20 protein-coding genes are annotated in these 25,060 nt (G+C 46.6%); 3 read left to right on the forward strand and 17 right to left on the reverse strand.

The window, feature by feature from the left end; all coding sequences use genetic code 11:
- Positions 1-12: 12 nt before the first annotated feature.
- From BLW29_RS14115 to BLW29_RS14135, 5 genes are all read right to left on the reverse strand, one after another.
- On the reverse strand, positions 13-1,023 hold the full coding sequence (locus tag BLW29_RS14115; RefSeq protein ID WP_090980519.1) for an AAA family ATPase: 1,011 nt from the start codon (positions 1,021-1,023) through the stop codon (positions 13-15).
- Entirely contained in the window at positions 1,020-1,697 is a 678-nt protein-coding gene (gene pnuC, locus BLW29_RS14120; RefSeq protein WP_090980521.1) for a nicotinamide riboside transporter PnuC, read from the reverse strand. The genes BLW29_RS14115 and pnuC overlap by 4 nt, the downstream gene beginning before the upstream one ends.
- Positions 1,698-1,874: 177 nt before the next feature.
- The gene (locus tag BLW29_RS14125) at positions 1,875-2,279 is read right to left on the reverse strand and encodes a YflT domain-containing protein (protein WP_090980523.1); all 405 of its coding nucleotides are present in this window, start codon (positions 2,277-2,279) and stop codon (positions 1,875-1,877) included.
- Between the two features lie 69 nt (positions 2,280-2,348).
- Positions 2,349-2,510 carry a DUF1328 domain-containing protein gene (locus BLW29_RS14130; protein WP_090980525.1) on the reverse strand — a complete coding sequence of 54 codons (162 nt, stop codon included), beginning with the start codon at positions 2,508-2,510 and terminating at the stop codon, positions 2,349-2,351.
- 228 nt (positions 2,511-2,738) lie between these two features.
- Complete coding sequence (locus tag BLW29_RS14135) at positions 2,739-3,719, reverse strand: FAD-dependent monooxygenase (protein ID WP_218147102.1); 981 nt, start codon at positions 3,717-3,719, stop codon at positions 2,739-2,741.
- Positions 3,720-3,848: 129 nt separating this feature from the next.
- Here BLW29_RS14135 and BLW29_RS14140 point away from each other — a divergent pair, with 129 nt between their 5' ends.
- Positions 3,849-4,568 carry a DUF421 domain-containing protein gene (locus BLW29_RS14140; RefSeq protein WP_371264722.1) on the forward strand — a complete coding sequence of 240 codons (720 nt, stop codon included), beginning with the start codon at positions 3,849-3,851 and terminating at the stop codon, positions 4,566-4,568.
- 10 nt (positions 4,569-4,578) lie between these two features.
- Here the strand turns inward: BLW29_RS14140 and BLW29_RS14145 are convergent, their stop codons facing one another.
- From BLW29_RS14145 to BLW29_RS14170, 6 genes are all read right to left on the reverse strand, one after another.
- Positions 4,579-6,318, reverse strand: a complete 1,740-nt coding sequence (locus BLW29_RS14145) for an ABC-F family ATP-binding cassette domain-containing protein (RefSeq protein WP_090980528.1) — start codon at positions 6,316-6,318, stop codon at positions 4,579-4,581.
- 166 nt (positions 6,319-6,484) lie between these two features.
- Complete coding sequence (locus tag BLW29_RS14150; RefSeq protein ID WP_090980530.1) at positions 6,485-9,037, reverse strand: glycoside hydrolase family 97 N-terminal domain-containing protein; 2,553 nt, start codon at positions 9,035-9,037, stop codon at positions 6,485-6,487.
- Positions 9,038-9,086: 49 nt separating this feature from the next.
- Positions 9,087-11,192, reverse strand: coding sequence for an alpha-galactosidase (locus tag BLW29_RS14155; protein WP_090980532.1), 2,106 nt, complete (start codon positions 11,190-11,192; stop codon positions 9,087-9,089).
- Positions 11,193-11,302: 110 nt separating this feature from the next.
- Positions 11,303-12,958 (reverse strand): extracellular solute-binding protein, encoded by a 1,656-nt coding sequence (locus BLW29_RS14160; protein WP_090980534.1) that lies wholly within the window; start codon positions 12,956-12,958, stop codon positions 11,303-11,305.
- Positions 12,959-13,060: 102 nt separating this feature from the next.
- Positions 13,061-14,002 (reverse strand): carbohydrate ABC transporter permease, encoded by a 942-nt coding sequence (locus BLW29_RS14165; RefSeq protein WP_090980536.1) that lies wholly within the window; start codon positions 14,000-14,002, stop codon positions 13,061-13,063.
- A gap of 30 nt (positions 14,003-14,032) precedes the next feature.
- Positions 14,033-15,001, reverse strand: coding sequence for an ABC transporter permease (locus BLW29_RS14170; RefSeq protein ID WP_090980538.1), 969 nt, complete (start codon positions 14,999-15,001; stop codon positions 14,033-14,035).
- 228 nt (positions 15,002-15,229) lie between these two features.
- Between BLW29_RS14170 and BLW29_RS14175 the strand changes: the two genes are divergently transcribed.
- Positions 15,230-16,813: a response regulator gene (locus BLW29_RS14175; protein WP_090980540.1), complete on the forward strand. Its 1,584-nt coding sequence runs from the start codon at positions 15,230-15,232 to the stop codon at positions 16,811-16,813.
- Positions 16,810-18,555: a sensor histidine kinase gene (locus BLW29_RS14180; protein ID WP_090980542.1), complete on the forward strand. Its 1,746-nt coding sequence runs from the start codon at positions 16,810-16,812 to the stop codon at positions 18,553-18,555. Before BLW29_RS14175 ends, BLW29_RS14180 begins: the two co-directional genes overlap by 4 nt.
- Before the next feature lie 127 nt (positions 18,556-18,682).
- On the opposite strand, the gene BLW29_RS14185 is transcribed toward BLW29_RS14180, so the two are convergent.
- The 6 genes from BLW29_RS14185 to BLW29_RS14215 form a co-directional block, all read right to left on the reverse strand.
- Positions 18,683-19,726, reverse strand: a complete 1,044-nt coding sequence (locus BLW29_RS14185; protein WP_090980544.1) for a FecCD family ABC transporter permease — start codon at positions 19,724-19,726, stop codon at positions 18,683-18,685.
- Positions 19,726-20,763 (reverse strand): FecCD family ABC transporter permease, encoded by a 1,038-nt coding sequence (locus BLW29_RS14190; protein WP_090980546.1) that lies wholly within the window; start codon positions 20,761-20,763, stop codon positions 19,726-19,728. Before BLW29_RS14190 ends, BLW29_RS14185 begins: the two co-directional genes overlap by 1 nt.
- An 85-nt stretch (positions 20,764-20,848) precedes the next feature.
- The gene (locus BLW29_RS14195) at positions 20,849-21,886 is read right to left on the reverse strand and encodes an ABC transporter substrate-binding protein (RefSeq protein ID WP_177186630.1); all 1,038 of its coding nucleotides are present in this window, start codon (positions 21,884-21,886) and stop codon (positions 20,849-20,851) included.
- A gap of 364 nt (positions 21,887-22,250) precedes the next feature.
- On the reverse strand, positions 22,251-22,718 hold the full coding sequence (locus BLW29_RS14200; RefSeq protein ID WP_090980550.1) for a phage tail protein: 468 nt from the start codon (positions 22,716-22,718) through the stop codon (positions 22,251-22,253).
- 515 nt (positions 22,719-23,233) lie between these two features.
- Positions 23,234-23,920 (reverse strand): ABC transporter ATP-binding protein, encoded by a 687-nt coding sequence (locus BLW29_RS14210; protein WP_090980554.1) that lies wholly within the window; start codon positions 23,918-23,920, stop codon positions 23,234-23,236.
- Complete coding sequence (locus BLW29_RS14215) at positions 23,917-25,044, reverse strand: ABC transporter permease (RefSeq protein ID WP_090980556.1); 1,128 nt, start codon at positions 25,042-25,044, stop codon at positions 23,917-23,919. Before BLW29_RS14215 ends, BLW29_RS14210 begins: the two co-directional genes overlap by 4 nt.
- Positions 25,045-25,060 lie beyond the last annotated feature (16 nt).

Here is a 25,060-nt window from a genome sequence, read left to right on the forward strand (position 1 = left end):
CGACTTTACCCCCTAAATATGCAGCTCTCCGAAATAGTTGCGGTAAGGTTCAAACTTCTCCAGCACCTTGTCTACCTGACGCATGCGTTCCTCCAGCGTCCCCCTTAATGTGATAAAGGGGATTCTCCGCTCCTTGAGATCCGCAATAATTTGCTTGTGGAAGACTTGCCGTTTCTGATTCCCGCTTCGATCCCACGTATCGTCATAAGGAATATCGTCGTCGCAGAGGAAAAACAGGTCATAACGCTGTGCATTTTCGAGGGCGATTCTGATTAGGCGTTCAGGAGCACGTCCGTGGTAATCCAAGGCAAACATATACGTAGTAATGGCATTCGTATCGACAAAGAGATATCGGTTGGCTTCCAACAGTGCTTGCTCTTCCCGTTCGATATGGCCTATGGCAATTTCATCAAACGCTTCAAACCCAATTCGGCGGTCCACCTGATGCTCGGTCCAATAATCCCTGCCATACTCGCTGGCGAATTTCGTCTGATACTGACGGGCCAACGCCTCGGTAATCGTTGATTTGCCTGTCGACATCGCTCCTACGAAGACGACTTTCGTGATGAGATCCCTATATACGATATCGCTGACATATGCCCGATGTTGGTAGGGATCTTTACGAATCATCGTCGCTGATATGGGCACGCTCTGGCGGGCTTCGTCGACGCGGCGGTCTTCTGCGCCTAGAGCGATGCTCATATGCTTGCCGTAAAACTCGCTCGAGTAGAAGTGCGTCACTTGCTCCCCGTTCAATAACCCAAGAATATACTGCTCTTCCCGAATCTCATGCGCTCTGTCGTCAGAATACCCGTCCGGACCATCCCATGCTTCGATTACCCGAACGGACGGATAGAGTTTGCGAATCCAGTTCGCCCGAATATGAAGGGGAATTGGTGTAACCGGCGTATCGTATATGACAACAATTAGTTCTTCGACTTCGTTCAGCGCTGTTTCTATCATGAATTGATGCCCCTTATGCAGCGGCGCGAACTTGCCAAGCGTTAATCCCAGCTTCTTCATGCCAAAGCCTCCTTTGCCCCTCTATTCCAGATATAGTAACCGTATCCCGCGTTAACCAAATAAGCACTCCACATGATGATCATCATCAATCCATCTTCGCTTCCATCCAACGTTCGGACAATCCAGAGCAGCACGGTGAATATATTCAGAACCATATAGAGGAGCCATTGTTCCTTGAATCTTCTCACCATTAGAATGGTGGCCACGACGGATAGCACTGTTGTTAGGGCATCCATATAAGGAGCGTTCTGACCTTTAATGAAGGATAATCCGAACCCCACTAACAGGGAGCCCAATAAACAGACAATTCCTACGAGCAACAAGCCCTTCATCTTCATCTCGCGCATGGACAACCTGCCGCCTTGCAAATTCTTTCGCCACATATAGAAACCAACGACATTCATGGGGACGAAGAATAGCAAATTCAACATGACTTCTCCAAATAATCCGTTTATATAAGCCAAATAAGCATAACCAACCGTATTATACATGCCGAAGACATAACTCATCAGCATACCCTTCGCCGTGAGCACCACGCATAGCACCCCGGTGATAAATACCGTGAACCCGAATATAGAATCCTTGGAGAGAACATTAAACAAGGCAGCAATCAAAGTAAACAAAACCAACCAACTCAATTCAAACCAATTCCAACTGCCTACATATCTCCTCACGCTGCATCCCCCACTTCAAAGCTTGTTCTTCATCCAATTGACTTCGTAACTTATTGATATTTTCAACTTGTTACTATCAACATAACAGATGAATCAATGACGCGCAAGGGAAATAAAGTAAAAGACCTACCCCATAGGGATAGGCCTTCTTCTGTTTATAGGTGTAGGTTCTTAGCCTTAGAAAGGCGTGTAACCCGGGTAGTAGTAGATGGCATCGTCATACTCATCGTTTAGGTATTCCCTGCCGCCCCAGGCGATGACGAGGATTTTGTCCTTGTCCATCTCTCCTTCGAGATGCTCGGCATAGGGTTCGGAAATTCCGAGTGACCTCATCTTGGCACGAAGCTCGTCGCCGGTTGAGCGGAACACATTCGCAATTGCCGTGCCGACGCCCTCAACAGTTACGCCAATCTTCTCGGCGTCCGTGTTCTCGGCGATTCTGGACGTCCTGTCCTTGTCATGGGTCAATACGAAGATGTTGTTTGGATCGTAGCCTTCCGTTCGGAAGCGATTGACTTCTCGTTGAACCTCGTTCAAGTTGCCCACCGTGTGTACCTTCGTCGTCATCGTTTGAATTGTCATTGTAATTCCTCCTTGTTCATGAATGATTAGAATTGATTTGAAGCTTGAGACTAGACTAGCAGCTTGTAACTAGGCCCGTCGTCTTCCGAAAATCAATGAAACCAAGAACATAACCAGGAAGACTACGAAAAGGATCTTCGCGATGCCGGCTAACGCTGATGCGATGCCGAGAAAGCCGAATATGCCGGCGATGATTGCGAAGATGAAAAACACCATTGCCCATCCTAGCATAACAATCACCTCTTCTTCCGTATAACTTGTTTCCCTTGCTTGATACTGGTTTAACCGGGTTGGTTAGGGTTGAAACACCTGCATGGCAAAAAAACCCACCATAATCGGTGGGCTTTACGGCTATTAATCGAAGGGATTTTTTCGAACTATTTTACAACAAAATGAGCTTGTTTCAGATCTGCCCAAGCGGTGTAAAAATGCTCAAAGTTAAGAACGCAGGTCCCGCACTTACAGATCGTTCCCTGTTTGCGAATTTCTTTCGCGAATGGCTTTTTCCGTTCTTGGGACTAGAAAGTCTACGAACATTGCAGCGTTGGCTTGCACTTCCTCGATAAAAGGACGAAAGCTCTTGTCGTATTCTTGGAACGCAAGCTCATAATCGCCCTGACAGTTTTGGAAAGCATCAGCTAAAGCGGCCGCCCCGTCTATTGCAAGCGATCCTCCCATTCCGGCAGCCGGGGAGGCGCAATATCCTGCATCGCCGACTAGCGCTACTCGGCCTTTTATCCACGACAGCATCTTCATTTGGCACAGCTTGTCGAAGTAAAACGTTGTCGAGTTCTTCACTTCTTCCAGCAACTCCGGCATGCGCCAGCCCATTCCTGCCCTTCCCGGTTCATTGTACACTTGCGTCGTATTCTCTCGAATCAACAGCTTATCCACGATCGTAATGGAAAAATACGTTTCAAGGAAATGCGAGAAATCCGTTTCCTCGCCGAAGCTATATTTTCTGACAGCCGAATGAATGCCATCGCAGTCAAATACCAGGTCATACGTTCGCTTCTCGCCCCTTTTAAAAGCTACTTCGACGCCGTTAGCTTCTTCCTTCAACGACGTTATGCTATCTCCGAAAATAAATGCGACATCATCCTTGATCGCCTCGAACATAATATTCAGCAGGACATCTCGCTCGATTTCATATTCATCATCGATAATCTGCTCGCGGATTACCATTCTTTCGGTGACATCTTCAGCATTTCTGAATTCCATCGCTTCCATATTTAGTTTGTTGGACCGGATTTGGTCGAGTAGACCCATACGTTTCACGATGTCGACGGTATTTTCGCGGATATTTACAGGAGTTCCACCTTTTTTAAGACCTTCGGCGATTTCAATAATGGTCACGTTATAGCCCAACCGATTCATCCAGTACGCTGTTGAGATACCGGCGAAACTCGCCCCGCTAACTAAGATATTCTTCTTCATCATCAATCTCCCCACTTCGTATAACGTTGATGTTGTATAGGGTACGATAGGATTATGAACTGAATATTAACATTATCGAGTAGAGCCATTCGACATGAATATCTTGATTAAATGAAAGGGGGTCACGCTTGCATGTGGATAGACTACACGAAGGATTCATTGCTGATTGCAGGAAGGATCGCGACGATTTACCCTCTTATGTTAGTGATTGGATTAATCATGGGGAAACGCTCTCTGGGTGAATTGCCCGTATTCGATTTTCTAGTCATTCTTTCTTTGGGATCCGTCATCGGGGCTGATATTGCCGATCCGAGCGTTAACCACATCCATATCGCAATCGCAATCATATTGATCGGTCTACTGCAGCGGATCGTTTCCTCGCTTTCAATCAAGTGGAGGAAGTTCGGGAAGCTCATTTCGTTCGAACCGACCGTCGTCGTACATCAAGGAAACTTACTGGTTCATAACCTCAAGAGAGCACGGTATTCCATCGATAACATTCTTCAGATGCTGCGCGAGAAGGACATCTTTCATCTGGCCGACGTCGAATTCGCCGTACTGGAGGCTAACGGTAAATTAACCGCATACAAGAAGAGTCCCAAATCCGCGCCTACCTTGGAAGAGCTAGGTCTGATCAGAATGCAGAGCGACTTGTCCTATCCCCTCATCGTAGAAGGGACCTTATACCGAGATACGCTTACTTATATCAAGAAAGATACCGCCTGGCTGAATTCGCAACTACATGCGAAAAGCATTCGCCAAGACGATATCTTTTATGCCTCCGTCGATGACCAAGGTAACATTTACATTTCCGATGCGACGCTTGTGAATCCGCCGCCTATTCGGCATTAGTCGATTGTACTTAAAACAGCTTTATCAGCCCTTCCAGCTCATCAACCAATCCTTTGGCAAGTTCAAAATTAGTCTCTTTTAAAGCCAATTCTATTTTCATTTCAACTGATCTCTTGTTTTGTTCCTTTTCTAGATAGTCTTTATCAAAATGACTAGCATAAATCATCTCTCTGAAATGGTGCATACTCATTTTTCTGATCTTCTTATCTTCAATAATTAGCACATAATCCATGCCATTTACAACAGAATAGAAATCATGAGAAATCATGACAATCGCGCCTTGATACTCTGCAATGGCCTTCTCGAGTGCTAGTTGCGTATAGGTGTCTAAATGGCTTGTCGGTTCATCAAGAAGCAATACGTTTGCTTTACTGGCAGCAACTTTAGCCAATTGAAGGATGTTCTTTTCTCCACCCGATAAAGATTTTATCTTTTGATTAACGATTTCGCCTTCAAAACCATAGTCCAAAAGATACGTTCTAATCTCATCATAAGTGTTAAACCCGGCATCGATAAATTCTTCGAGTATGGTATTCGAATCCTTCAGCATTTCACCTTGAATCTGAGATAAATAAGCTACTTTTGCATCAGCATGGATTTCAATGGAAGCTTGATTGTTGTTAAAGATATCTCGGAGTAAAGTCGTTTTCCCGGTACCGTTTGGACCAATAATGGCCACTTTATCCGTAGATTTGATCGCAAAGTTAACATTGTCTAGCAGCAGCTCATCAAAGGCAACACTATAATTATTAACATTTACAACAATGGTGTCTTCCATTAGATTATCCGCGCCAAAGCTGATAGTCGGCTGTTTGATTTCAACGAAAGGCGCCTTAATTCTACGCGCTTCCAATCTTTCTTGAAATCTAACTCTCGCTTTTAACGCTCTGCCTCTGGATGCTTCTGAATTATAAGTTGCGATTACTCTAAGATTGTTAATGATGGTGTCGTTTCTCTCAATCTCTTCCTGTTCGGCGACTGCGATTTCTTGCAACTCGACCTTAGTCTGAAGTAAGGAGAAGGTATATTCCAAATAGCGCCCGTCAAACTCTTGGATCTCCGTGTTTTCGAGGTGTATGATTTTGTTGAAACAATGATTCAATAGATAGCGGTTGTGCGTAACAACCAGCAGCATTCCTTTGTGACCATTAATCAGTTTTTTAAGCGCATTGAGGTTTTCGAAGTCTAGAAATACATCCGGCTCGTCCATGATCATGAGATCGGGACGATTAAGCATTTCCTTCATCACTTGAATCAGCTTGAATTCCCCGCCGCTCAGATCAGATACCTTATGATCTTTCAGCTTCATCAGGCCTGCTAGATTTAGTTTCTTATTGATATGGCTTTCGTAATCATCCCCGCCGATGGCATCAAATGCATCTAGAGCGAATTGATACTTTTCTAATAACGCGTCCATATCCGAAGTCGTTTCCATTTCCGTACAAATAGAGGCAATTTCATTTTGTATGTTATTAAAAGGTTCCGCAATATATTCAAAAACGGTTGTTTCTTTCGTGTTGTCTAGCTCCGAGAACTGACTTACATATCCAATTGTGCAACCGGGGTCCATCTCTAATTTGCCATCGAACAGATATTTCTCCGGATCCATCAGGATATCAATCAAGGTACTTTTACCACTGCCGCTTGTTCCTATGAAAGCGCAATGTTGTGCCTCTTCTAGCGTAAATGTAATATCGTTATAGAGTTCTTTGTGCGGAAATGAGAAGGATAAGCGTTCCACTTTTATCATAGTGTTACCTTTCTTGATAACTAAAGTTAGTTGTATTGGAAAACATACATGATGCGTTTACCGTTGTAAGAGTAACACTGTTTACCACCAACATCAATCGGATTTGTATCCCATCCCTTGGGAGTAAAGACAAAACCACTCCCGACAAGGAGTGGTTTCTTCGTTCTTATTCATCTGCCGTAATCGCAAAGCCGTAGATATGAACCGCCCGGCCTTGATCATTATATAGACGCAATGTATTGTTACCTGCTTGCATCCGGATGCGAATTTCACGCTGATCTTTAACATCCCAAGTAGGGAAACCCCAACCTGCCGTGTTATGCAGATTCGTTCTGTATGTGCCAGCTCCTCCGTTCACTTCTACGCTGAGATCTCTGCTTTCCCCTGCGCAGTAGTCGAAGCGCATTAAATAGTAGCCATCCTTAGGCAGCACAATGTGGTCAAACTTAAGCTCGCCTCCGTTACCAAGACCTGTAACCTTCTCGCCGCCTGACGCATCCCGAACAAATTCTGCGCCGCCGCTCAGGCTGCCTTTCCCCACAGGAATATACCATTCTTTCTGCGGTTTGTTATCGATAATATGGATTCTTTCCAAAGCGGGCACAGCTCCTGCAATACGTTCGATAATCAACGCGCTCTCGCCGCCGGCGAAGGGAAATACCACGTCTTTGGTAAGGAATATTTTATTAGAGCCGCTTTGCGGCATTTCCATGTCCACCTTGTTGATTCCGTCGCTTACACGCAGTGTCCAAGGCTCCTTGGCTGCATAGAACAGCCTTATGGTTTGGGCTTCGGCGGTTGTATTTACAGAAAATCCAACACTGCCATTCAGCAATACGGCTTCCTGTTCATTCTCATACACTACGGGCTCGCTTCCTTGCAGCGTTCGTGCCGCTTGCGCCGAATATTCCGTTCTTGCTTCGCTCATATAACCGGAAGCAATGCCTTTCGGCAATGGCATAATCTCTTTGGCGATATAAATGCCTGCGCCGCCGCTCTTTAGAAGCGGAAGTTCTATCACCGTCTTGGTATTCACGTTGCAGCGCCTTACTTTCATCATTTCGCCGCTGGAGTCATCCTCGTAAATTTCGGCTACGAACTCGCCTTCGGGCAGGAAATCCATGTTCAGACGCAGAATCATGGCTTCGTCCGTAATGCAGCCAATCAACCAGTCTTCTTTCGAGCGGCGCATGATGGCTGCATGATGACCGGGGAATCCGGATAGCACCTTCACTTCATCGTAAGCGGGCTTCATGCGGCGTAAGAAATCCGTCCCTCTCCACGCTTCCAGATAATATATAGAAGCGGCAACATGCGAAGCGCCGGATTCGAATACAACGGAAAGCGCCATTTGATGCGCTAACGTCGTATTTCGGTTAGTGTTCGAGAATCCGGTCGGCGTATAATCCATCGGACCGACCACATTGCGCGTGAACGGAACCGTACAATTGTGTCGCGCGTCCGGCAACCCGCTCCACATATAATGTTCAAGACCCAAGATCCCTTCCGCCGTCATAAAATTCGGCCATGTGCGCCCTTCGCCCATGCATTTGGTTGCCCCGTGGAAATTAATCATCAACCGATGCTCGGTCATCATATCGGCAATCATCTCGTATTGCCACATCGTGTGCTGGGAATCATTCTGGAAGAAGTCCACCTTGAGACCATCTACCCCGCAGCTTGCCCAGAGCGAAATTTTCTCCCGTGCCGTTTCAGGCGTATCGATATACTGCATGGCGCTCCAGAGCCATACGACAATCCCCTTCGAATGGGCATAATCGCACAACTCTTTCAGCCACGTAATATCCCAGTCCGCATCCACGGTGAGTCCTTCGAATCCGATCCCTGCCGCAAAATCCACATAACGCTTCTGCTCCGTGTACAGCTGTGCGCTATTCATGTATTCCCACCAAGCCCATAAACAACGCCCCGGTTTGATCCAGCTTGTGTCTTCGATTACGGAAGGCGGATTCAAGTTATAGTTGATTGTCGTATTCACCAATTCGTTTAAGTCGTCCGTCGCCACGATAACGCGCCAAGGAGAGGAGAACGGCAGCTTACAGGAGAGCGGCTTTCCCTTTTCCTCCGGGGCGAACTCCAAAGACATGCTGCGGCCTTCGGTTCCACGCAAGTGAGAAGAACAATAGCTGCCGTTCGTGTTATACACCTGCGCTTCCGTAAGCATGACCCAACCGCCATTGTCGGCGTGGAATACGCTTGGCATTCCATAATCCCTGCCCGCTTTGTCTTCCCATCCGGTATGGTCATAGGTAGCCTCATAACTGCTGGTCAAATGCTGCAACCATAAGTCGTCGTAGCCCTCTGCCAAGTTGAAATCCGTTGCTTCGCGCATGACTTTCATAGGCTGTTCTGCATCGGACAGGACTTGATAGCGGAAAGCAGCACCATCTTCATAAGCACGCGCGCACAGGACGAACGTATACGCGCCACACTCAAACGCTAACGTCATCTCATTCGCATGATTCGTATAAGCTTCCTTCTTTCCCGCTGGTAACGAATAGGTCTCGTCGATAACGGTACGTGCTTCCTTTACAAAACGAAAAGCTTTCGTGAAATTGGCCAAATCGCTTTCGAACCCGAGCTTGCTTGGCCCGATTACCGCTTTGCCATTGCGTTCGACCTCGTACCGTAACTCTTTATCTGAATTTTCAAAAATCGTTATGCAGACGGCATGATTAGGCGAATATAGTTTCCACATAGATACAATCTCCTGTACGTCGTAATATAATTTCATCATTTAACAAACCCTATATCTGGCTCTCCGGCAGCAAGCGCACCATGCAACTGGCATAATCATGATTTAATGTAATAGGGAGTCCGCTGTTCATCAGAAATGCGCCGGAATAGGTCTGCTGCTGCTGCCCTTCTATTTCAACGTGATAGGAGGTTTTAGCATCCAAGCCCCTTGGGCGAACGGTAAATACGGTACGCCAGCGAGAGGGGTGATCCAAGAAGGCAAACAATACGCTTTCCTTGCCGTTCTCATACTGCAAGGCCTGCAACCCGTCCACCGGCAGCGAAGCCAAGCGGTGCAATTGCCCGAACTGAATAATGGATCGAATTTCTTTATAGAGCGCCACGTATTTCTCCAGGATCTTCGAATCCTCTTCCGTACACTCATTCAGGTTAAGACCGATCCCAAGCGCACCGCACATGGAGACATGCAAACGAAACAACAAAGGCATGGCACGTTTGCCGTTATTTCCGGAATCCGTTACCCAGGCACGCATATATTTGATCGGATATAGATAGCTGTATCCTTCTTGAATAGACAAACGATCCAATGGATCCGTGTTGTCGCTTGGCCAGAATTCGTCAAAATAACGCATCGCGCCATAATCGACTCGGCCGCCGCCGCTTGCGCAAGCCTCCCACTCTACCTCGGGATGCAGCTCTCTCAACGACTGAATAATATGGTAAAATGCCGCCGTGTGCCGGTACCAGATGCTTTTGAATTCATGACGGTCCAAGATCGCGGAAGCAACCTCGCTCAACCCTCGGTTCATATCCCATTTGATATAGGAGATGTCATTCTCCGCAAGCAAGCGATCGATTTCGCCGATGATATAATCTTGTACATCCCGCCTTGTAAGATCCAGCATATATTGATAGCGGCCTTCCATCACCGGACGACTTGCGTAGCGGTACACCCAGTCGGGATGCTTGCGATACAATTCACTATCGGGGTTGACCATTTCCGGCTCGATCCACAAACCGAATCGCATGCCGTAGCTCTTCAGCCTCTGCGTCAGCGGTGCAAGTCCGTTAGGAAACTTTACTGCGTTTACTTGCCAATCTCCCAAGCCGGCATGGTCGTCGCTGCGCTGTCCGAACCAACCGTCGTCCATGACGAATAGCTCTACACCGATTTGTGCGGCCTTGTCGATAAGCTCGAGCTGCGCTTGTTCATTCACATCGAAATACGTAGCCTCCCAGGAGTTATATAGAACGGATAGAGGCTTACTCGCCAAAGGCTGCGGCATCACGTATTTTCTTGCGAATTCGCCCATTGAGTTGGACATTCTGTCGAATCCATCCGGCGAATACCCTAGATATAGAGCCGGCGTTTCCAGCGTTTCGCCCGCCTTCATCCGCCATTCAAAGTCCGTATCATTGATGCCGGCCAGAATATTTAAATACTCGTACGGCGTTTGCTCCAATATGATTTTGAAATTCCCCGACCATGCTAGCGCGCCATAATAGACTTCTCCGTAAGTTTCTCCTGCATTTTGATAGAGCATAAAGCTGGGATTTGCCACATGACCCGTTGCGCCGCGCAAACTTTCCAGCACCGTTTTTCCGCCCGTTATCTTCTGCTCGTATGCGTCGAAATCGGAGTTCCACATGCCGTTAAAGTTCTTCAGATTCCAACCCGCTCCTGGAAGCGAACACTCTCCCGAATGCAAACGTTCCACTACGACGACATCGTTGCCGCAGTTTTTTACCGTACGCCGCTTTTCAATCACATCCACGTCTTCATACACCTTGTAATGCAAGATCATCTGAAGCGGAAACACCGTATCTTCCAAGATCACCGTGAGTTCGTCGTTCTCGATGGCGTGCTTCACATAACGATAACGAAAATCTCGCGTGCCATCGGCATAAGTGACCTTAAACGAAGTTTCTTTGAACCGCATCGTTCCGAAAGAGGAGCATTCCTCTCTCTTCACGTCATAGATGGAATGAAAACCCTGCTCCCATACATAGGGCTCATTTTTGAAATCTTCAATCGTATCGATGCGCGATCCCCAATAAAGATGCCGCAGCAGCCCTTCTCGATCCACGCTAAAGCTATACGAACAGTTTTGGGTATTCAACAAAAAGACATTGTTCTCTCCAATGAAAATAGCCATTCTCCGTCTCCTTGCAAATCGATTTCATGCTCCTGGAATACATGGGGCAGAGTACGCCTGCCGCACTCTGCCCCGTGATACAAGCGATGCTCTTCGGTATTGCTACATGCTTATTTGCCTTCGGCAGTCTGATACAATGCCATACGAGCCTTATAGTTAGTCGAGTAAATATCTTCGATTTTCACTGCGCTGTTTGCATCGATTTCGGCAATCATCTTTATATACATACCGTCGATTTCATCATTCGATGTTGCATACACCATAGCGGAGAAGCCATTGTCCATAATATCCTTGATTTTTTGCTCGCTCAATGCGTCAGGCGTGCCTCCCTTTGGACCGAGATCATCATAAAGCGCGGTATCCCAAGTGGAACCTGCCATGGATTTCAAGGCATGTTGATTCACGTTATCCCGGTTGTAACGGAACATTAAGTCATAAGGAGTGCCGTCTTCGCCGAGTCCATTACGAATCATCCATGTCCATTTGCGCGCGCCTGTCGTTTTCGAGAATTCCGCCCAATCTTTGCTGATGGCATCGAGCGCTTCTTGTTTCGGTACATGGACACCGTTCTCCATGGTCCAGTTCATGCCTTCTTTACCCCACATCAGCAAATATTGGCCTTCTTCGCTTGCCAGGAAGTCCAGAAATTTGATCGTTTCTTCCGGATGCTTATTTGCTACCGTAATGCCGACGCCGTCCCAACCCAAAGAACTGCGAGGACCGTATGTCGTCTTCTCCGGATCAACGCCTGGAGCCGTTACTTTAAACGCGTAGAACAGTTGATTGGTATCCTTGCCGTATTGCGTGCGGAATGCATTGTTGGCTTCATTCACGATACCGCCACCTGTTGCAAACACACGTCCGCTGGCCGTTTTCTGTTCAAAATTTTGAGCTTTATTGATGCCCCATTCACGGTCAAGCAAACCTTCCGTATAGAGCGTGTTAATATATTTGATCATTTCCAAGTAACGCGGATCTCGGACTATAAATTCGAGACGGCCATCATGCTCATAATACGTTTTCATCCCGTACATCGCCTTGAATGAACCTATAATGGCAGGCATTTGTTCTGCGTTCACGGTCATTGGTATGGAAGGTTTGCCATCTACACTCGGATACTTCTCCTTGAATTTTCTCAGCAGATCCAGGAATTCTTGCTGCGTAAAGGAGTCCCCGGCCTTAGCGCGTTCGCCGTATCCGAACTCTTCCAGAACATCCATGCGCATACTGATTGCCCAGTTCGGATCGGGATCCAATCCGTACCAGTTGTTTAAATAATAATTCTTGCCATCCTCGTACACGCTTTTGGAAAGCACGTCGCCATAGCGCTTCTTGATATTCGGAGCATACTTGTCAATTAAATCGTTCAGCGGAATCAAAGCTCCGCCGGCAATGTATTTGTTCAAGGTAGCCACGCGTCTGTCGATCAGGGCAATGTCCGGCAAATCCCCGCTGACTAACATCAAATTCAGTTTCTCGTCCGGATTGCCGGTGGGCTGCTGAATCTCGATCGTCACGCCTGTACGTTCCGTGATTTCCTTTGCTACAGGGTTAGTAAACGGATCGCCCACGTTTTTGTCAAACAACGTTAACGTGATGGGTTTCTTCGGCGTGTTGTTCGATCCCGCGCTTGATGTCTCGTTCGATGCTTCGTTTGATTTTTCGCCTTCGGATGCGTTATTGCCCGCATTTTTGTTGCCTGTATTGCACGCACTCAGAAGCATAATGCTTGCTAGTACCCCTGCCAAGATGAGTCTTTTTTTCATTAAGATCCCCCTCATTGAATGAAATAGCTTTTATTTAAACCACATTCCGAACGGACAACGCTTCGGGAAGATGGAGCAAATACGTTCGATCATTCGTATCGCTTAGCCTTTCACTGACCCAATAAGCATTCCTTTCAGGAAATATTTCTGCAGCAATGGATATAGAAGAATAATCGGCAGCGTTGCTACCATGGTCACTGCCATACGGATCGTCTCGCTGGAAACCGGCATTTTGCGCTGTTCATTGGCAAGCTGCTCTGCTTCGTTTAGCATATCGTTCGTCTGGAACTGATTCAGGATTTTCACCAGTACCGCCGACAATGTTTTCAAAGAAGCAGCGTAGGTATAAATATAAGAGTCATACCATGCATTCCAATGGCTAATGGCCGAGAACAAGGCAATGGTCGCAATCACCGGCGTGCACACGGGCAGAATGACTTTCACAAAAATCTGAATGTCGTTCGCGCCTTCCATTTGCGCCGCCTCCTCCATTTCTTTGGGCAAACCCTCCATGTAGGTGCGAACTAATATCATCCAGAAGACGCTTATGATTCCGGGGAAAATAAACACCCAAAAGCTGTCGATGAGATTCAAGCTGCGCACTACCATATAGGTGGGAATCAATCCGCCGCCGAAGTACATCGTAAAGATAAAAAACAAGTTGATTCCGCGCCAGCCCGCAAGCTCTCTTTTACTGAGCGCATAAGCCAGCATCGAAATACAAGCAAGCGTAAGAGGTACGCCGATGACCGTTCGACCGACCGTCACGATAATGGAATTCAGAATTTCCGAATCCTTCAGGACGGTTTTGTAACTGTCTAGGCTGAACTCATTGGGCCACAGCATAAATTGTCCATAAGTAGGGTCGGACGCATCGTTCAGGGATAAAACGAAAATATGCCAGAATGGAAAAAACGTAATCATGAACAAACATACCAACGATCCGTAAACGAATATATTTCCTGTAATGGTTGCAAGCGTATAGCGTTGTAACCGATTGCTTATAGCGCTAGACTTGTTTACCCGCGCAACTTCGTTTTTCATCCTCTTCCTCCTTCCAGCTGTACATACAGCTTAGAATAGACGCGTTCCGCTCATTTTTTTAGATAATTGGTTGACAGCTACCACCAAAATAAACGCGACTACCGATTTGAACATACTTACGGCAGATGCATACGAGAACATGCCATTCTGAATGCCGTAACGGAACGCATAGGTATCGATTACATCGGAATACGACCTGTTCAACGAATTCCCCAGTAGGAAAAATTGATCAAAGCCGGTATTTAGCAAATTGCCGATGTTTAAAATCAAAAGAATAATAATCGTAGGCCGCAGCATCGGCAGTAACACATATCGGATTTGCTTTAACCGACCGGCGCCGTCCACTTTTGCCGCTTCGAATAGCTCCGTCGGAATGGCTGCGATAGCCGCCAAATACATAATGGAGTTATACCCCATATCTTTCCACGCATTGGACAAGGCGATGATGATCCAGAATAACTTTCCTTCCTGCATAAACAACACGCCTTGTTCGACAATACCAAGTTTCATCAGCAATTGATTGACAGGTCCTTCAGCCGACAAGAACGTAATCACAATACTCGCAGCAACAACCCATGAAATAAAGAACGGTAAATAGGATGCTGTTTGTACCGTCCGCTTGAACCAACTTATTCTTACTTCGTTCAGCGTTATGGCAATACAAATAGGAACCATGAACCCTATGGACAGCGTTAACACGCTCGAAACCAACGTATTGCGCATCACTTGCGCAAAATCTTGTCCTGTAAAGAAGTATTCGAACCACTGCAATCCCACAAAATCCGCTTTAAACAGAGAGCCCCAGAAATCCCCTAAGGTAGGCTTGTAATCGATAAACGCCATGTACAAACCAGCCATAGGCGCATAAGCAAACAATACGGCCCATACAACGCCCGGCATCAGAAGCATAAATAAATATCGCTGCCGGAGTATTTTTTTTATTGTGGGATATTTCAGCAGCGGTATTTTCTCGTTGCTTCCATCGACATCACATTCCATTCTCCCGACTCCTCATATCCAAATTAGGTTTATGAGTTCATCTTAGGGTATCCCGTATTCTTCCGCTATCTCTCGATTTTCCGATTTATATCACAAAAAAACGAACTTTCGTTTTGTCCGTTTTCTTGAAGGTATTGTAATTGACAGCCCATGTACACGAATTTATACTGTGTTCTAAGTAATGGCATTATCGTGCGATAACGATACCATGTTGCGGAGGCTCGATGTATGTACACGATAATCTTAGTGGATGACGAACGGCTTACCTTAGACACGCTGGCCAATTATATCGAATGGGAAAAGATGTCTTGCCGCGTCATTGCTACTGCGAGCAACGGACGCGAAGCAATGAATAAGATTGAAGCCCTGCAGCCGGATATTCTCATTACCGATATCAAAATGCCTGTCATGGATGGCATTGAGCTTTGTAAACAAGTCCATGCTCGCTTTCCTGCTATTCAGATTGTATTTCTCAGTGGATACAATGAGTTTGAATATGCATGTGCCGCCCTGCAGCATGGCGCCTGCGGCTATTTGCTGAAACCGATCGACAACGATGAACTGGCTGTCACGATGAAGATGGTCCATCAACGTTGCGAAGAGCAGAAAAACCGTCTCCATTCCACCGTGTTGACAGCTGGCGAATATCTGCGAGAACTTCTCCGAATCGGCGGTCATTTGCTCTCCGGCTTAGCGGATGAAGTAACCTCTATTTACAACCGCTATTTACATCTTCCTGCCGAGAACAAAACCTTTACCTTTGTCTTTATCAGCATAGACGAATATACGCTGTTGGCTGACAATCCCCTTGCTATCGATGCGCCTTCCGGTGATTTCTCCACCGCGGAAAGATTAGAATTTTTCATCGCTGGATTGCCCAGCTTTGTCCCCGGTGTACTGACCAAACTGCGCGATGGCCAATGGATTTTTGTCACGCCGGAATCGGTCGGTACCGCGTTCACGAATTGGCGGAATCAATCTGCGCATGCCGAACGCTGGATATCCCTGTTCCTGACAACCTCCCCTCAAACACTGCTTTCCTTTACGAAGAATTGGCCAAAGATGCTGAAAATACGCAATCATCTGGTAGCCACTCAAGGCACGGGACTTATTAGCGATAGCTGGGAGAACATGAACGCTGATTGGCGCAAGGAGCCCTTTCCCGAAACCAAGCACTTGATTGCCGCCGTCCAACAAAATCGCAGAGACCAAGTCGAAGATTGGCTCCATGACTTTTACGATGGCGGTCTCCCTCCGGGAAATGTCAGCCAAGTTTTTGTGGATACCATTTCAGTGTTTGAGTCCGTGTTGTCGGCGACCGGGGCTAACAACCGCCATTTGCAAGAAATGATCGAGAAAGATGCCCCGTTTCTCGGACGCCTTTCCCTGATGGAAAGCATGCAATCTATGAAAACGCACATGCGGCAAATCTTAAACCTCATGATGGATGAACTGCAGGCCTCTCCCGTCGACCGACATATCGAGATCGTCAATGAAGTTTGCAGTATTATACAGAAAAATTATGGACAGGTTATTTCGATTGATGCGCTTGCTGAACTTATTTTTCTTTCACCCAACTATCTCCGCACGATCTTTAAGGATATTACCGGAAAAACACTACTCGAATACGTAACTCAGATCCGAATTGATAACGCTTGCATTATGCTGCAGGAAACGAATATTAGAATTCATGAGATTGCCAAACGAGTCGGCTTTGAAAGCCCGTCCTATTTTGGCGCTACCTTTTTCAAACGCACGGGGCTCACGCCTAACCAATATCGTACGCACGCTAAAAAGGGATCACTGACATGAATAGGCTGAAGACCTTTTTCAAAAACTTATCACTGCTGCAGAAGTTACTAGTCATGTTTCTTACGGTAACGATAACCCCTCTTTTATTCATTACGATTTTCTTCTACGATCGTACCGAGCAACGGCTGTTGGAATTGACCTACGAGAATATGTCCAGCAGCAACCAACAAATCAACAGCAACGTCAATGCTCAATTGGATAGTCTTCGCCAAATTTCATCTCTGATTTATACGGACGAAGCCTTGCAAGTTTATTTGACGCAGACCTACACTACCGACTATTCTTACGTCGAAGCCTACCGCTATATTGATGGACTCTTGTACAGCATGCTGACCGCGAACAACAACCTGGCCAGCATCAACCTGTATGTATACAACAAAACACTCCCGGAGGATGGTCTGTTTCTCAAACATATCACCCCTGAGAATTTGCCGATTCAGTATCTCACTCAATTGCTTCAAACCTATGGCAACAATATATTCAGCGACGTCATCCCGGACAAAAGCGGCAAAAACGTCATTTATCTTGGGCGAATTCTCAACTTTAATAATCAAAACCAACATTACGGGATGCTGACGATCGGTCTCTATGAAGAACTGCTCTATCGATTAATCGAGAAAGAAGAGCAGAACAAAAGCGTCTACTTGCTCAATGAAAATAATCAAATCATTTCCGCTTCCGATAAATCGCTCTTAAACTTACCGTTCAGCGATGCCATCGGCCCTGACCTGTCTAGCAACCAGAAAGTCGTCACCATTAACGGCCATCCCAATTTGCTGGTATATAACACCATGCAGCACGGATGGAAAACGGTCTCTCTTACGCCAATTGACGAAATCATGCGTTCCTCTCGTAAAACGGCGATGCAAATCGTCGTCATTGCGTCGTTTAGTCTCGGCTTATCGCTCTTAATGATCGTTGTCATCGCCAAATACTTCTCGCACCGTCTGCGTAAGCTAAACCGTCAAGCATTACGAGTAGAGCAAGGCAATTTCATCATCTTGGCCGATGATTTCAGCAAGGATGAAATCGGTCAATTAGGCACGGCTTTCAACAAGATGAGCGCACGTCTCAAGGAGTTAATCGATACGCTGTACGTCAAGGAAATTGCCAAGCGCGACGCGGAACTGTATGCCCTGCAAAGTCAGATCAATCCGCATTTTCTATATAATACGCTGTCGGGGATTTCCTCTCTGGCCATCCAAAACAGCGATATGGAAGTAAGCAAAATCGTAAACCATCTTGCAAGATTCTATCAAACCTCGCTGAACATGGGGCACCAATATATTACGCTCGATAAAGAACTTGCCCTTACCAAGCACTATCTTGCCATCCAGCATATGCGCTTTGATGATGGATTTATTGAACACTGGGAGATTGACCAAAGCTTGTCATCCCATGAAACGTTGAAACTGTTGGTACAGCCTTTTGTGGAGAACGCTATTAATCACGCCATGGTTGATGATCATACCTGCTTGAACATTACCATTCGGGTTTACCAATCCATACAAGTCGCCGGTGCTCCAGCGCTCTTCCTGGAGATAGAAGACGATGGTTGCGGCATGCCATCCGATCAAGTAGCAACACTATTATCCAAAGAATCGAAAGCCGGTTATGGGATAAAAAACGTACATGAACGCGTGCAGCTTGCTTACGGACCACACTACGGGGTTACCATTCACAGTCAAGTCGGAAGCGGCACGAAAATTATGATCATGCTGCCTTTGCAGCCTCGCTCCTGAACGAGAGTTAACGAATAGGTGATGGTAGGATGGCCGATTCGTAAATACAGCAAAAACCCGCACAGGGCCCTGTGCGGGTTTTCTACATTTATCCGATACCAATCCATGCCGATAAAACGCTCATCTATTAACGCTCTTTTGCAGTAGCTAAGAGATATAGAAAATATGGCGCTCCAATAATGGCCACAATTATTCCTGTGGGGATACCGGCAGGCGGTAGAATAACCCTGGATAAAGTATCCGCAACAGACACAAGCACTGCCCCAACCAGCGCGCACACGGGTAACAGGATAATATGTCTGGAGCCTACTAACCGTCTGGCAAGGTGAGGCGCAATCAGCCCCACGAAGCCTATACTTCCGCTGACGGACACGCAGGACGCCGCCAAAGCCACAGAAACCAATAACAATTTTCTGTGCTGTTTCACAACCGCAACACCTAAGCTGTACGCCGTGTCTTCGCTCATGCTGAGTACATCTAGTTTTCTCGAGTTGTAAACCAAGTAAGGAATCAAGATGAGGAGCCACGGGAGCAGCGCCAGCACGAATTTCCAATTACCGCCCCATATATTCCCTGCTTGCCACACGGCTACAAAGTCGAACTGTTCTTCGCTTAGCTTGATGACAAGAACCGTGGTCAGGGCAGAGATTCCCGCCTGCACTGCAATTCCTGTTAATATCAATCGCATAGGCGCAACGCCATCTGTTTTTTTGTAAGCCAAGACGTATACCATAATGGCCGTCAACCCTGCGCCTACTAAGGCTAGAAAAGGCAGCGTAAATATAGACAAGAGGGTTCCTGTGCCAACAAACATGGTAAATAGAATCACCATAAGCCCTGCGCCTGCCGAAATACCAAGCAGTCCAGGATCCGCCAACGCGTTTTTTGTTACTCCCTGAATTGTACATCCAGATAAAGCAAGCCCGGCACCTACTAATATGGATAAGGTTATTCGAGGCAACCGGAAATCAAATAAGATTACATGTTCCCTCTCCGTTCCTCCTCCGAATAAAGTGCGTAGAGTATCAAGCGCAGTGAGCTTGGCGTGACCGGTATTCATACTCACAATAAAGGAAACTGTAAGTGCACACGCACACATGAGAACGATCGCTGTATTTCGAAACGCCACCTTTTTATTATGCGCTTGATGCATCTTGATCAGATCATTCATTACACCGCCCTCCTTTGCCTACGCGCTAAATATAGGAAGAACGGAATGCCAATCAACGCAGTCAACACACCGACAGGTGTTTCCAACGGCGGGTTTAACATCCGCGCACCCAAATCCGCGCTCACCATCAGGATTGCTCCTAATACGGCCGATGCGGGTATAATCGAGCGGTAATCAACGCCAACCAGAGCTCTTGTTACGTGGGGTACGACCAAACCCACGAAACCGACCGCGCCTACGGCTGCTACCGAAGTTCCGGCTAACACCAGTACAGTCAGTGAGCATAGCAGGCTTATAAGCCTTGTATTTAAGCCCAATCCTCTTGCAACATCTTCTCCCAGATTGAGGAGCGATATATACCGGGAAAGGACAATCGCACTAATTAATGCTAAGCCTATCCAAGGAGACATGAGAATAACCTGTTCCCACGTGCAACCAGCAACCCCGCCCGCCATCCAAAACATGATGTTCTGCGACACTTTGTTATAAAGCGCAATACCTTGGCTTAGCGCGGAAAACAAAGCAGCGACAGCTGCGCCTGCCAGCACGATACGCATGGGCGTTGCGGAACTACGGCGAAACATTGCGATTCCGTTAACCAATAAGTAGGCGATTGTTGCACCGATAAAGGAAAAAACAATAATATAACTGTATCCAATCTGCGGAAAAAACGCGAAACAAACGGCCAAAGCCAAGCCAGCGCCGGCATTAAGACCCAGAAGGCCGGAATCAGCCATGGGATTGCGCGTTATGCCTTGCATGACTGCGCCTGAAACTGCAAAAGCTGCGCCGACCAGAGCGCTGGCAAGCACTCGGGGGATGCGTAGGTCTACAATGATCATGTGTGACATGTTGTTGCGGTCAAGGTTGAAAATGGCTTCCCAGATCATGGAAAGTGGAATACTTTTGGCTCCCATTGCAACAGAAAATGCCATCAAAATGAGCAGGGCGATACTCCCGCCAAGCATAATAAGTAAAGTCGTCATTCCGTTTTTTTTATGAATGATGGAAGATGTAGCAACGGATTCAGTAACCATAGTGAACGCCCTCATTCTACTGGATATAACATAAAAAATCGGGAGACTGGTAGAGTCGGCCCGATTTCTTATGCGGTTTTATTCTCTATTTAACAATGCTTTCTACCACTTTTTCGATAGCTAGTTTCTGGCTTAGCGGTGCACCTGACATGGAGCCAGGAGGAAGATTAAACACTTGATTAGCTTTTACAGCCTTCAGATTCTTCCATATTGTAGTGTCCGCTGTACCAGGCATAAGCCAGGTAGGCGTATAATTGTCTTTCTCCGCACCATCAATATTATCTAAGAAAATGTAATCCGGATCTAGTTCAGCCAATCCTTCTAGTGATATCTGGGCATATTCCGCAGGATAACCTTTCGGTGGAGTCAAGCCAAAGCCCACCGTCTTATCAAACCATGGAGTTCGATCAGTAGGACCGGATCCGATAAGGCCAAAGGTATTATTCCCCTGGTCGGCCATAACAACAGACGTTTTGTCCATGTATGGAGTCAACTTTTCACGGGAATCCGCAATTAAGCTTTCGAGATCCTCGATGATTTTCGCAGCTTCTTTCTCTTTGCCCAGGACCTTAGCATAGTCGGTTAGAACATCTTGCCAAGTTTTAGAGTCAAATATCAGTGTGGGTGCAACCTTATTGTAGGCTTCATAATCCGCACTATCATTAGCTGTTGCTACGATTAGATCCGGAGTGACTTCCATCATTTGCTCAAAGTCTTGTGAGTCGCCTATTTCGATGATGTTCAATTTATCTGCCATCGGCCTAAGCGCTTCTCTCGTCATAACAAACGACTTTGCTCTTGTTGCTGCAACCGGCGGCACCCCAAGCGCTATAAGTGTTTCTATGTGTCCGAAATAAGCCGGGATGATTCGTTCAGGAGCCTTCTCAAAAGTAACGGTATGCCCTAAATCATCCGTAATCGTTCGCGGCCATTCGCTTTCGGAAGTTGACTCCGTTTCTTCGGATGCAGCTGGTGTTTCCGTAGAAGCAGCTTCGTTCGAAGGTTGAACGTTGGCGTTGGACGCAGTATTGTTGTTCCCGTTATTGGAGCAGCCAACGAGCAGAACCACTATAATAGCAGAGAAAATTAGTGCCTTTACCGATATCTTGCGTTTAGCTTGCATGTCTAAAACCATCCCTTTTTTATTTATTCCGTAACCACTATCAAATATTGGTATTGATAACGATTATCAATATCGATAATTGTATAGGCATGTTAGCGTTGTGTCAATGAAAAAAAACAAACCTATCAGCTTAATGGGGGCATCAGCGAAAATAAGTGGATTGGACCAATTCCCGATTTCCAGCTTTTCGTTTATTGGCAGGAATTAACAGTCTATCGCTGAATGTTTAGAGAGAAAGAATGTTTGAGGAGGAAAATGAATGCCCACGAGTACATCCCGGATTACAATAAATGCACCAGTGGAATCCACCAATTGAGACGAAAGGAGCTGCCCGCGGCAGCTCCCTTTTGATTTTGCTATTACATTAATATTCGCCTTTAATGACAAAAAACGTGCCTCGAATTGTCCCAGCTAAGCTAGACTTCTGTCTAGCAAACTTAAACTTCTTCTCTTCTAGCTCCTTTGGTACTTCCATTCCTTGAGAAAGCTTAAAACCTACGGCCCGCTTCTTAGCATCATCAACCGTATACAGGACGTTTACCGCTAGACCATCCTCGTAAAAGACAAATGTCCAGTCTATATTCTCCACTCGAAGACGCGTCGTTTGCAACGGCTTGGCTGCAAACGCAATACCACGTTCTTCTTTCAAAATGCGATTCACATAATCCAAAGTCTCTTTGCTTTCGCTAGCGGGTACAACCGTAAATTCTTGCTTGTATTTGTTCATGAAGTAACGAGCTTCATTCGCACGTAAACCTGCAAGTGCATCTGCTACAGGGGAAGACTCTAAACCAACCGTAGACACATTTTTGAAATCAACAGTATAGGGCATTTCCATCTCTCCTTAAGGATTTATTTCCTACACAATTAATTCTATTTATTAAATGTATCAAAAAATGATACTTTTTATTGAGCTCTTGCTCTTTGCTAAATCTTTCATACATTAAAACGGCAAAATTAAGGGCCACCCTATGCGGGGTGGCCCTTTCATGACACGAATAAACCGGAAGCTATGGATCGCCTCATCACTTACGGTTGTTCTTATCCAATTCTTCGCGTTTCGCTGGCGTGACACGACTAACCCAATTTTCCCTATTCATTAATTTCACTGTATTTGCGCGAGATGGAGTATCGTTCACCGTTAGCCCGGATGGCTCTAATTCCTGGCCCCCTGCGTTATTGCCACTCGGATTATCAGGTCCCTTCTTTTCTTTACGAGAAGGTAGGCCTCTACCATTGTGCTTACCTCTGTTCCATACTCTGCCTTTACTCATTTCACATCTCCATCTATCTAGGATTCTTTGTTTAGTATGCTTTCTAACAAGTATACCCCATCTACCGAATGCCCTACTTATGTTTATTGTCAATTAGTCGTCCATTCTCTAAATAAAGAATACGATCACACAGCGGCAGTACCCGTTCGTCGTGCGTAACCATAATTCCGCTCTTACCCCGTTCCTTTGCCTCTCTGGCAATCATCCGTACGATGTCCATTCCTCTTGAGGCATCTAGACTCGCCGTCGGCTCGTCCGCCATTAGCACGGCCGGATCATTCATGAGTGCTCTTGCGATTGAGACGCGCTGACGCTCACCACCTGATAATCTGTGAGGATAAGCACTTCTACGGTGGTCTAAACCCAGCTTATGAAGCAGCTTCTTGATGCGTTCATTCGCCTTCACTTTGTTCATGTTCCCTAACTTTGCGACCAGCATCAACTGTTCTTCCACCTTCAAGTATGGAATCAAGTTGGCACTTTGAAAAATAAATCCAATCTTGTTCAGCCGTATCTCGGACAGCGCCTGCTTCTGTTTACCGGCTATTGCCTCTCCATCCAGCAATACTCCACCGCTCGTAGGCTCAAGGAGTGCGCCGGCAATCGATAGAAACGTGCTCTTGCCGGATCCCGAAGGCCCCATAACTGCAACAAGTTCCCCTTCCGAAACTTGCAAATTCAAGTGATCGAGTACCGTTCGCTGCATACCGCCATCCTCGAAGGTATGCGTAATATTGTCCAGAATAAGTCTGTGTCTCATGCTGCACTCCTCCCTATCGCATCCACGGCGTCAATTCTGGTTACTTTCCAAACGGAAAGCAGTGATCCGGCAAGCGACATCACAATAAACGCACCGCTAGTAAACGCCAATGTGGAGGGTTGAAGCAGAAACGGCATTCCGCCAGGCAAGAGAGCTTTCATTACTTGGATAAGCAGTATGCTGATAATTAAACTCCCTGTCGATAACAGCAACACTTGAAGGGACACGCTTCGCACAAGGTAAACAGTTGGTGTTCCAATCGCCTTCAAAACACCAAATTGACTGCTCTTCTGAATAGTGATGACATAGAAGAACACGGCTAAGACAAAGGAAGAAATGAGAAACAAGAAGATAATCATCATCCAAAGCGAGCCCTGCTCCTCCTTGTAACCTGGAATGGCGGAAACGGCTTGTGGTTTGGTAACGATCTCTGAGTCCGGTAAGGCTGCAGCAAGCTGCTTTGCTTGGTGCTTATTCGCCTTTACGGCTATCGCATTATAGCTCTTGCCGTCTCCGGATTCTCCTGTCTCGGTTCGCGCTGCTGTCTCTAGCTGAAGCTGCTGCCAGTCGTGCTCATTCAGAAATACCGCCGGCGAATGGCTGTAAGATTCATGGCTGACAAACCCGCTAACCGTCCATTTCAAACCTGAAGCCTGATCTACTAGAAAAGTACCGAGGCCAATCCCTGAATCCTTCAGTTTGCGATCTACAAGTACACGTCCAGTCGCACCCGATGTGATAGGCTCGCCTTCGGTCACCTTGGGCATCAGCCAGCCCGCCGGATTCATGCCAAGAAGCGTCACGTCTAGCTTCCCGGTTGTTCCCTCCGCCGTCATGGTAGTCATCTTGACGCCAAGCGGCTGCACGTTCTCTTGTCCTGTAATTATGCCCGCTTGTATCCGTACTTGTTCGCCTAGACGTGACCGGGTGAAGCGATGATTCGAATCTTTCTCCATAATAAAATGCGTAGCGTCCATATTTTGAATCGATGCCGCGTTATCATAGGCGAGCCCACTCGCAAGCCCGGTAACGAATAGAACCAGGAAAGTGACAAGCAGCATAATAATCGCGATCAGCGAATAGCGGACTTTAGCGAACCTCATTTCTCGAATGGCCAGATACATGTTGCTTCCCTCCTCT

It is taken from the genome of Paenibacillus sp. CF384 (genome assembly GCF_900106745.1).
GTDB lineage: Bacteria > Bacillota > Bacilli > Paenibacillales > Paenibacillaceae > Paenibacillus_Z.

What these genes read in the sequence shown, in the direction of transcription:
- BLW29_RS14125 (WP_090980523.1), bottom strand. Translation starts at nt 2,279, where the DNA reads ATGACAATTCAAACGATGACGACGAAGGTACACACGGTGGGCAACTTG.
- BLW29_RS14150 (WP_090980530.1), bottom strand. Translation starts at nt 9,037, where the DNA reads ATGTGGAAACTATATTCGCCTAATCATGCCGTCTGCATAACGATTTTT.
- BLW29_RS14145 (WP_090980528.1), bottom strand. Translation starts at nt 6,318, where the DNA reads ATGATAAAAGTGGAACGCTTATCCTTCTCATTTCCGCACAAAGAACTC.
- BLW29_RS14160 (WP_090980534.1), bottom strand. Translation starts at nt 12,958, where the DNA reads ATGAAAAAAAGACTCATCTTGGCAGGGGTACTAGCAAGCATTATGCTT.
- BLW29_RS14195 (WP_177186630.1), bottom strand. Translation starts at nt 21,886, where the DNA reads ATGCAAGCTAAACGCAAGATATCGGTAAAGGCACTAATTTTCTCTGCT.
- BLW29_RS14155 (WP_090980532.1), bottom strand. Translation starts at nt 11,192, where the DNA reads ATGGCTATTTTCATTGGAGAGAACAATGTCTTTTTGTTGAATACCCAA.
- BLW29_RS14115 (WP_090980519.1), bottom strand. Translation starts at nt 1,023, where the DNA reads ATGAAGAAGCTGGGATTAACGCTTGGCAAGTTCGCGCCGCTGCATAAG.
- BLW29_RS14200 (WP_090980550.1), bottom strand. Translation starts at nt 22,718, where the DNA reads ATGCCCTATACTGTTGATTTCAAAAATGTGTCTACGGTTGGTTTAGAG.
- BLW29_RS14190 (WP_090980546.1), bottom strand. Translation starts at nt 20,763, where the DNA reads ATGGTTACTGAATCCGTTGCTACATCTTCCATCATTCATAAAAAAAAC.
- BLW29_RS14210 (WP_090980554.1), bottom strand. Translation starts at nt 23,920, where the DNA reads ATGAGACACAGACTTATTCTGGACAATATTACGCATACCTTCGAGGAT.
- BLW29_RS14140 (WP_371264722.1), top strand. Translation starts at nt 3,849, where the DNA reads ATGTGGATAGACTACACGAAGGATTCATTGCTGATTGCAGGAAGGATC.
- BLW29_RS14135 (WP_218147102.1), bottom strand. Translation starts at nt 3,719, where the DNA reads ATGATGAAGAAGAATATCTTAGTTAGCGGGGCGAGTTTCGCCGGTATC.
- BLW29_RS14185 (WP_090980544.1), bottom strand. Translation starts at nt 19,726, where the DNA reads ATGAATGATCTGATCAAGATGCATCAAGCGCATAATAAAAAGGTGGCG.
- BLW29_RS14215 (WP_090980556.1), bottom strand. Translation starts at nt 25,044, where the DNA reads ATGTATCTGGCCATTCGAGAAATGAGGTTCGCTAAAGTCCGCTATTCG.
- BLW29_RS14180 (WP_090980542.1), top strand. Translation starts at nt 16,810, where the DNA reads ATGAATAGGCTGAAGACCTTTTTCAAAAACTTATCACTGCTGCAGAAG.
- BLW29_RS14130 (WP_090980525.1), bottom strand. Translation starts at nt 2,510, where the DNA reads ATGCTAGGATGGGCAATGGTGTTTTTCATCTTCGCAATCATCGCCGGC.
- BLW29_RS14175 (WP_090980540.1), top strand. Translation starts at nt 15,230, where the DNA reads ATGTACACGATAATCTTAGTGGATGACGAACGGCTTACCTTAGACACG.
- BLW29_RS14170 (WP_090980538.1), bottom strand. Translation starts at nt 15,001, where the DNA reads ATGGAATGTGATGTCGATGGAAGCAACGAGAAAATACCGCTGCTGAAA.
- BLW29_RS14165 (WP_090980536.1), bottom strand. Translation starts at nt 14,002, where the DNA reads ATGAAAAACGAAGTTGCGCGGGTAAACAAGTCTAGCGCTATAAGCAAT.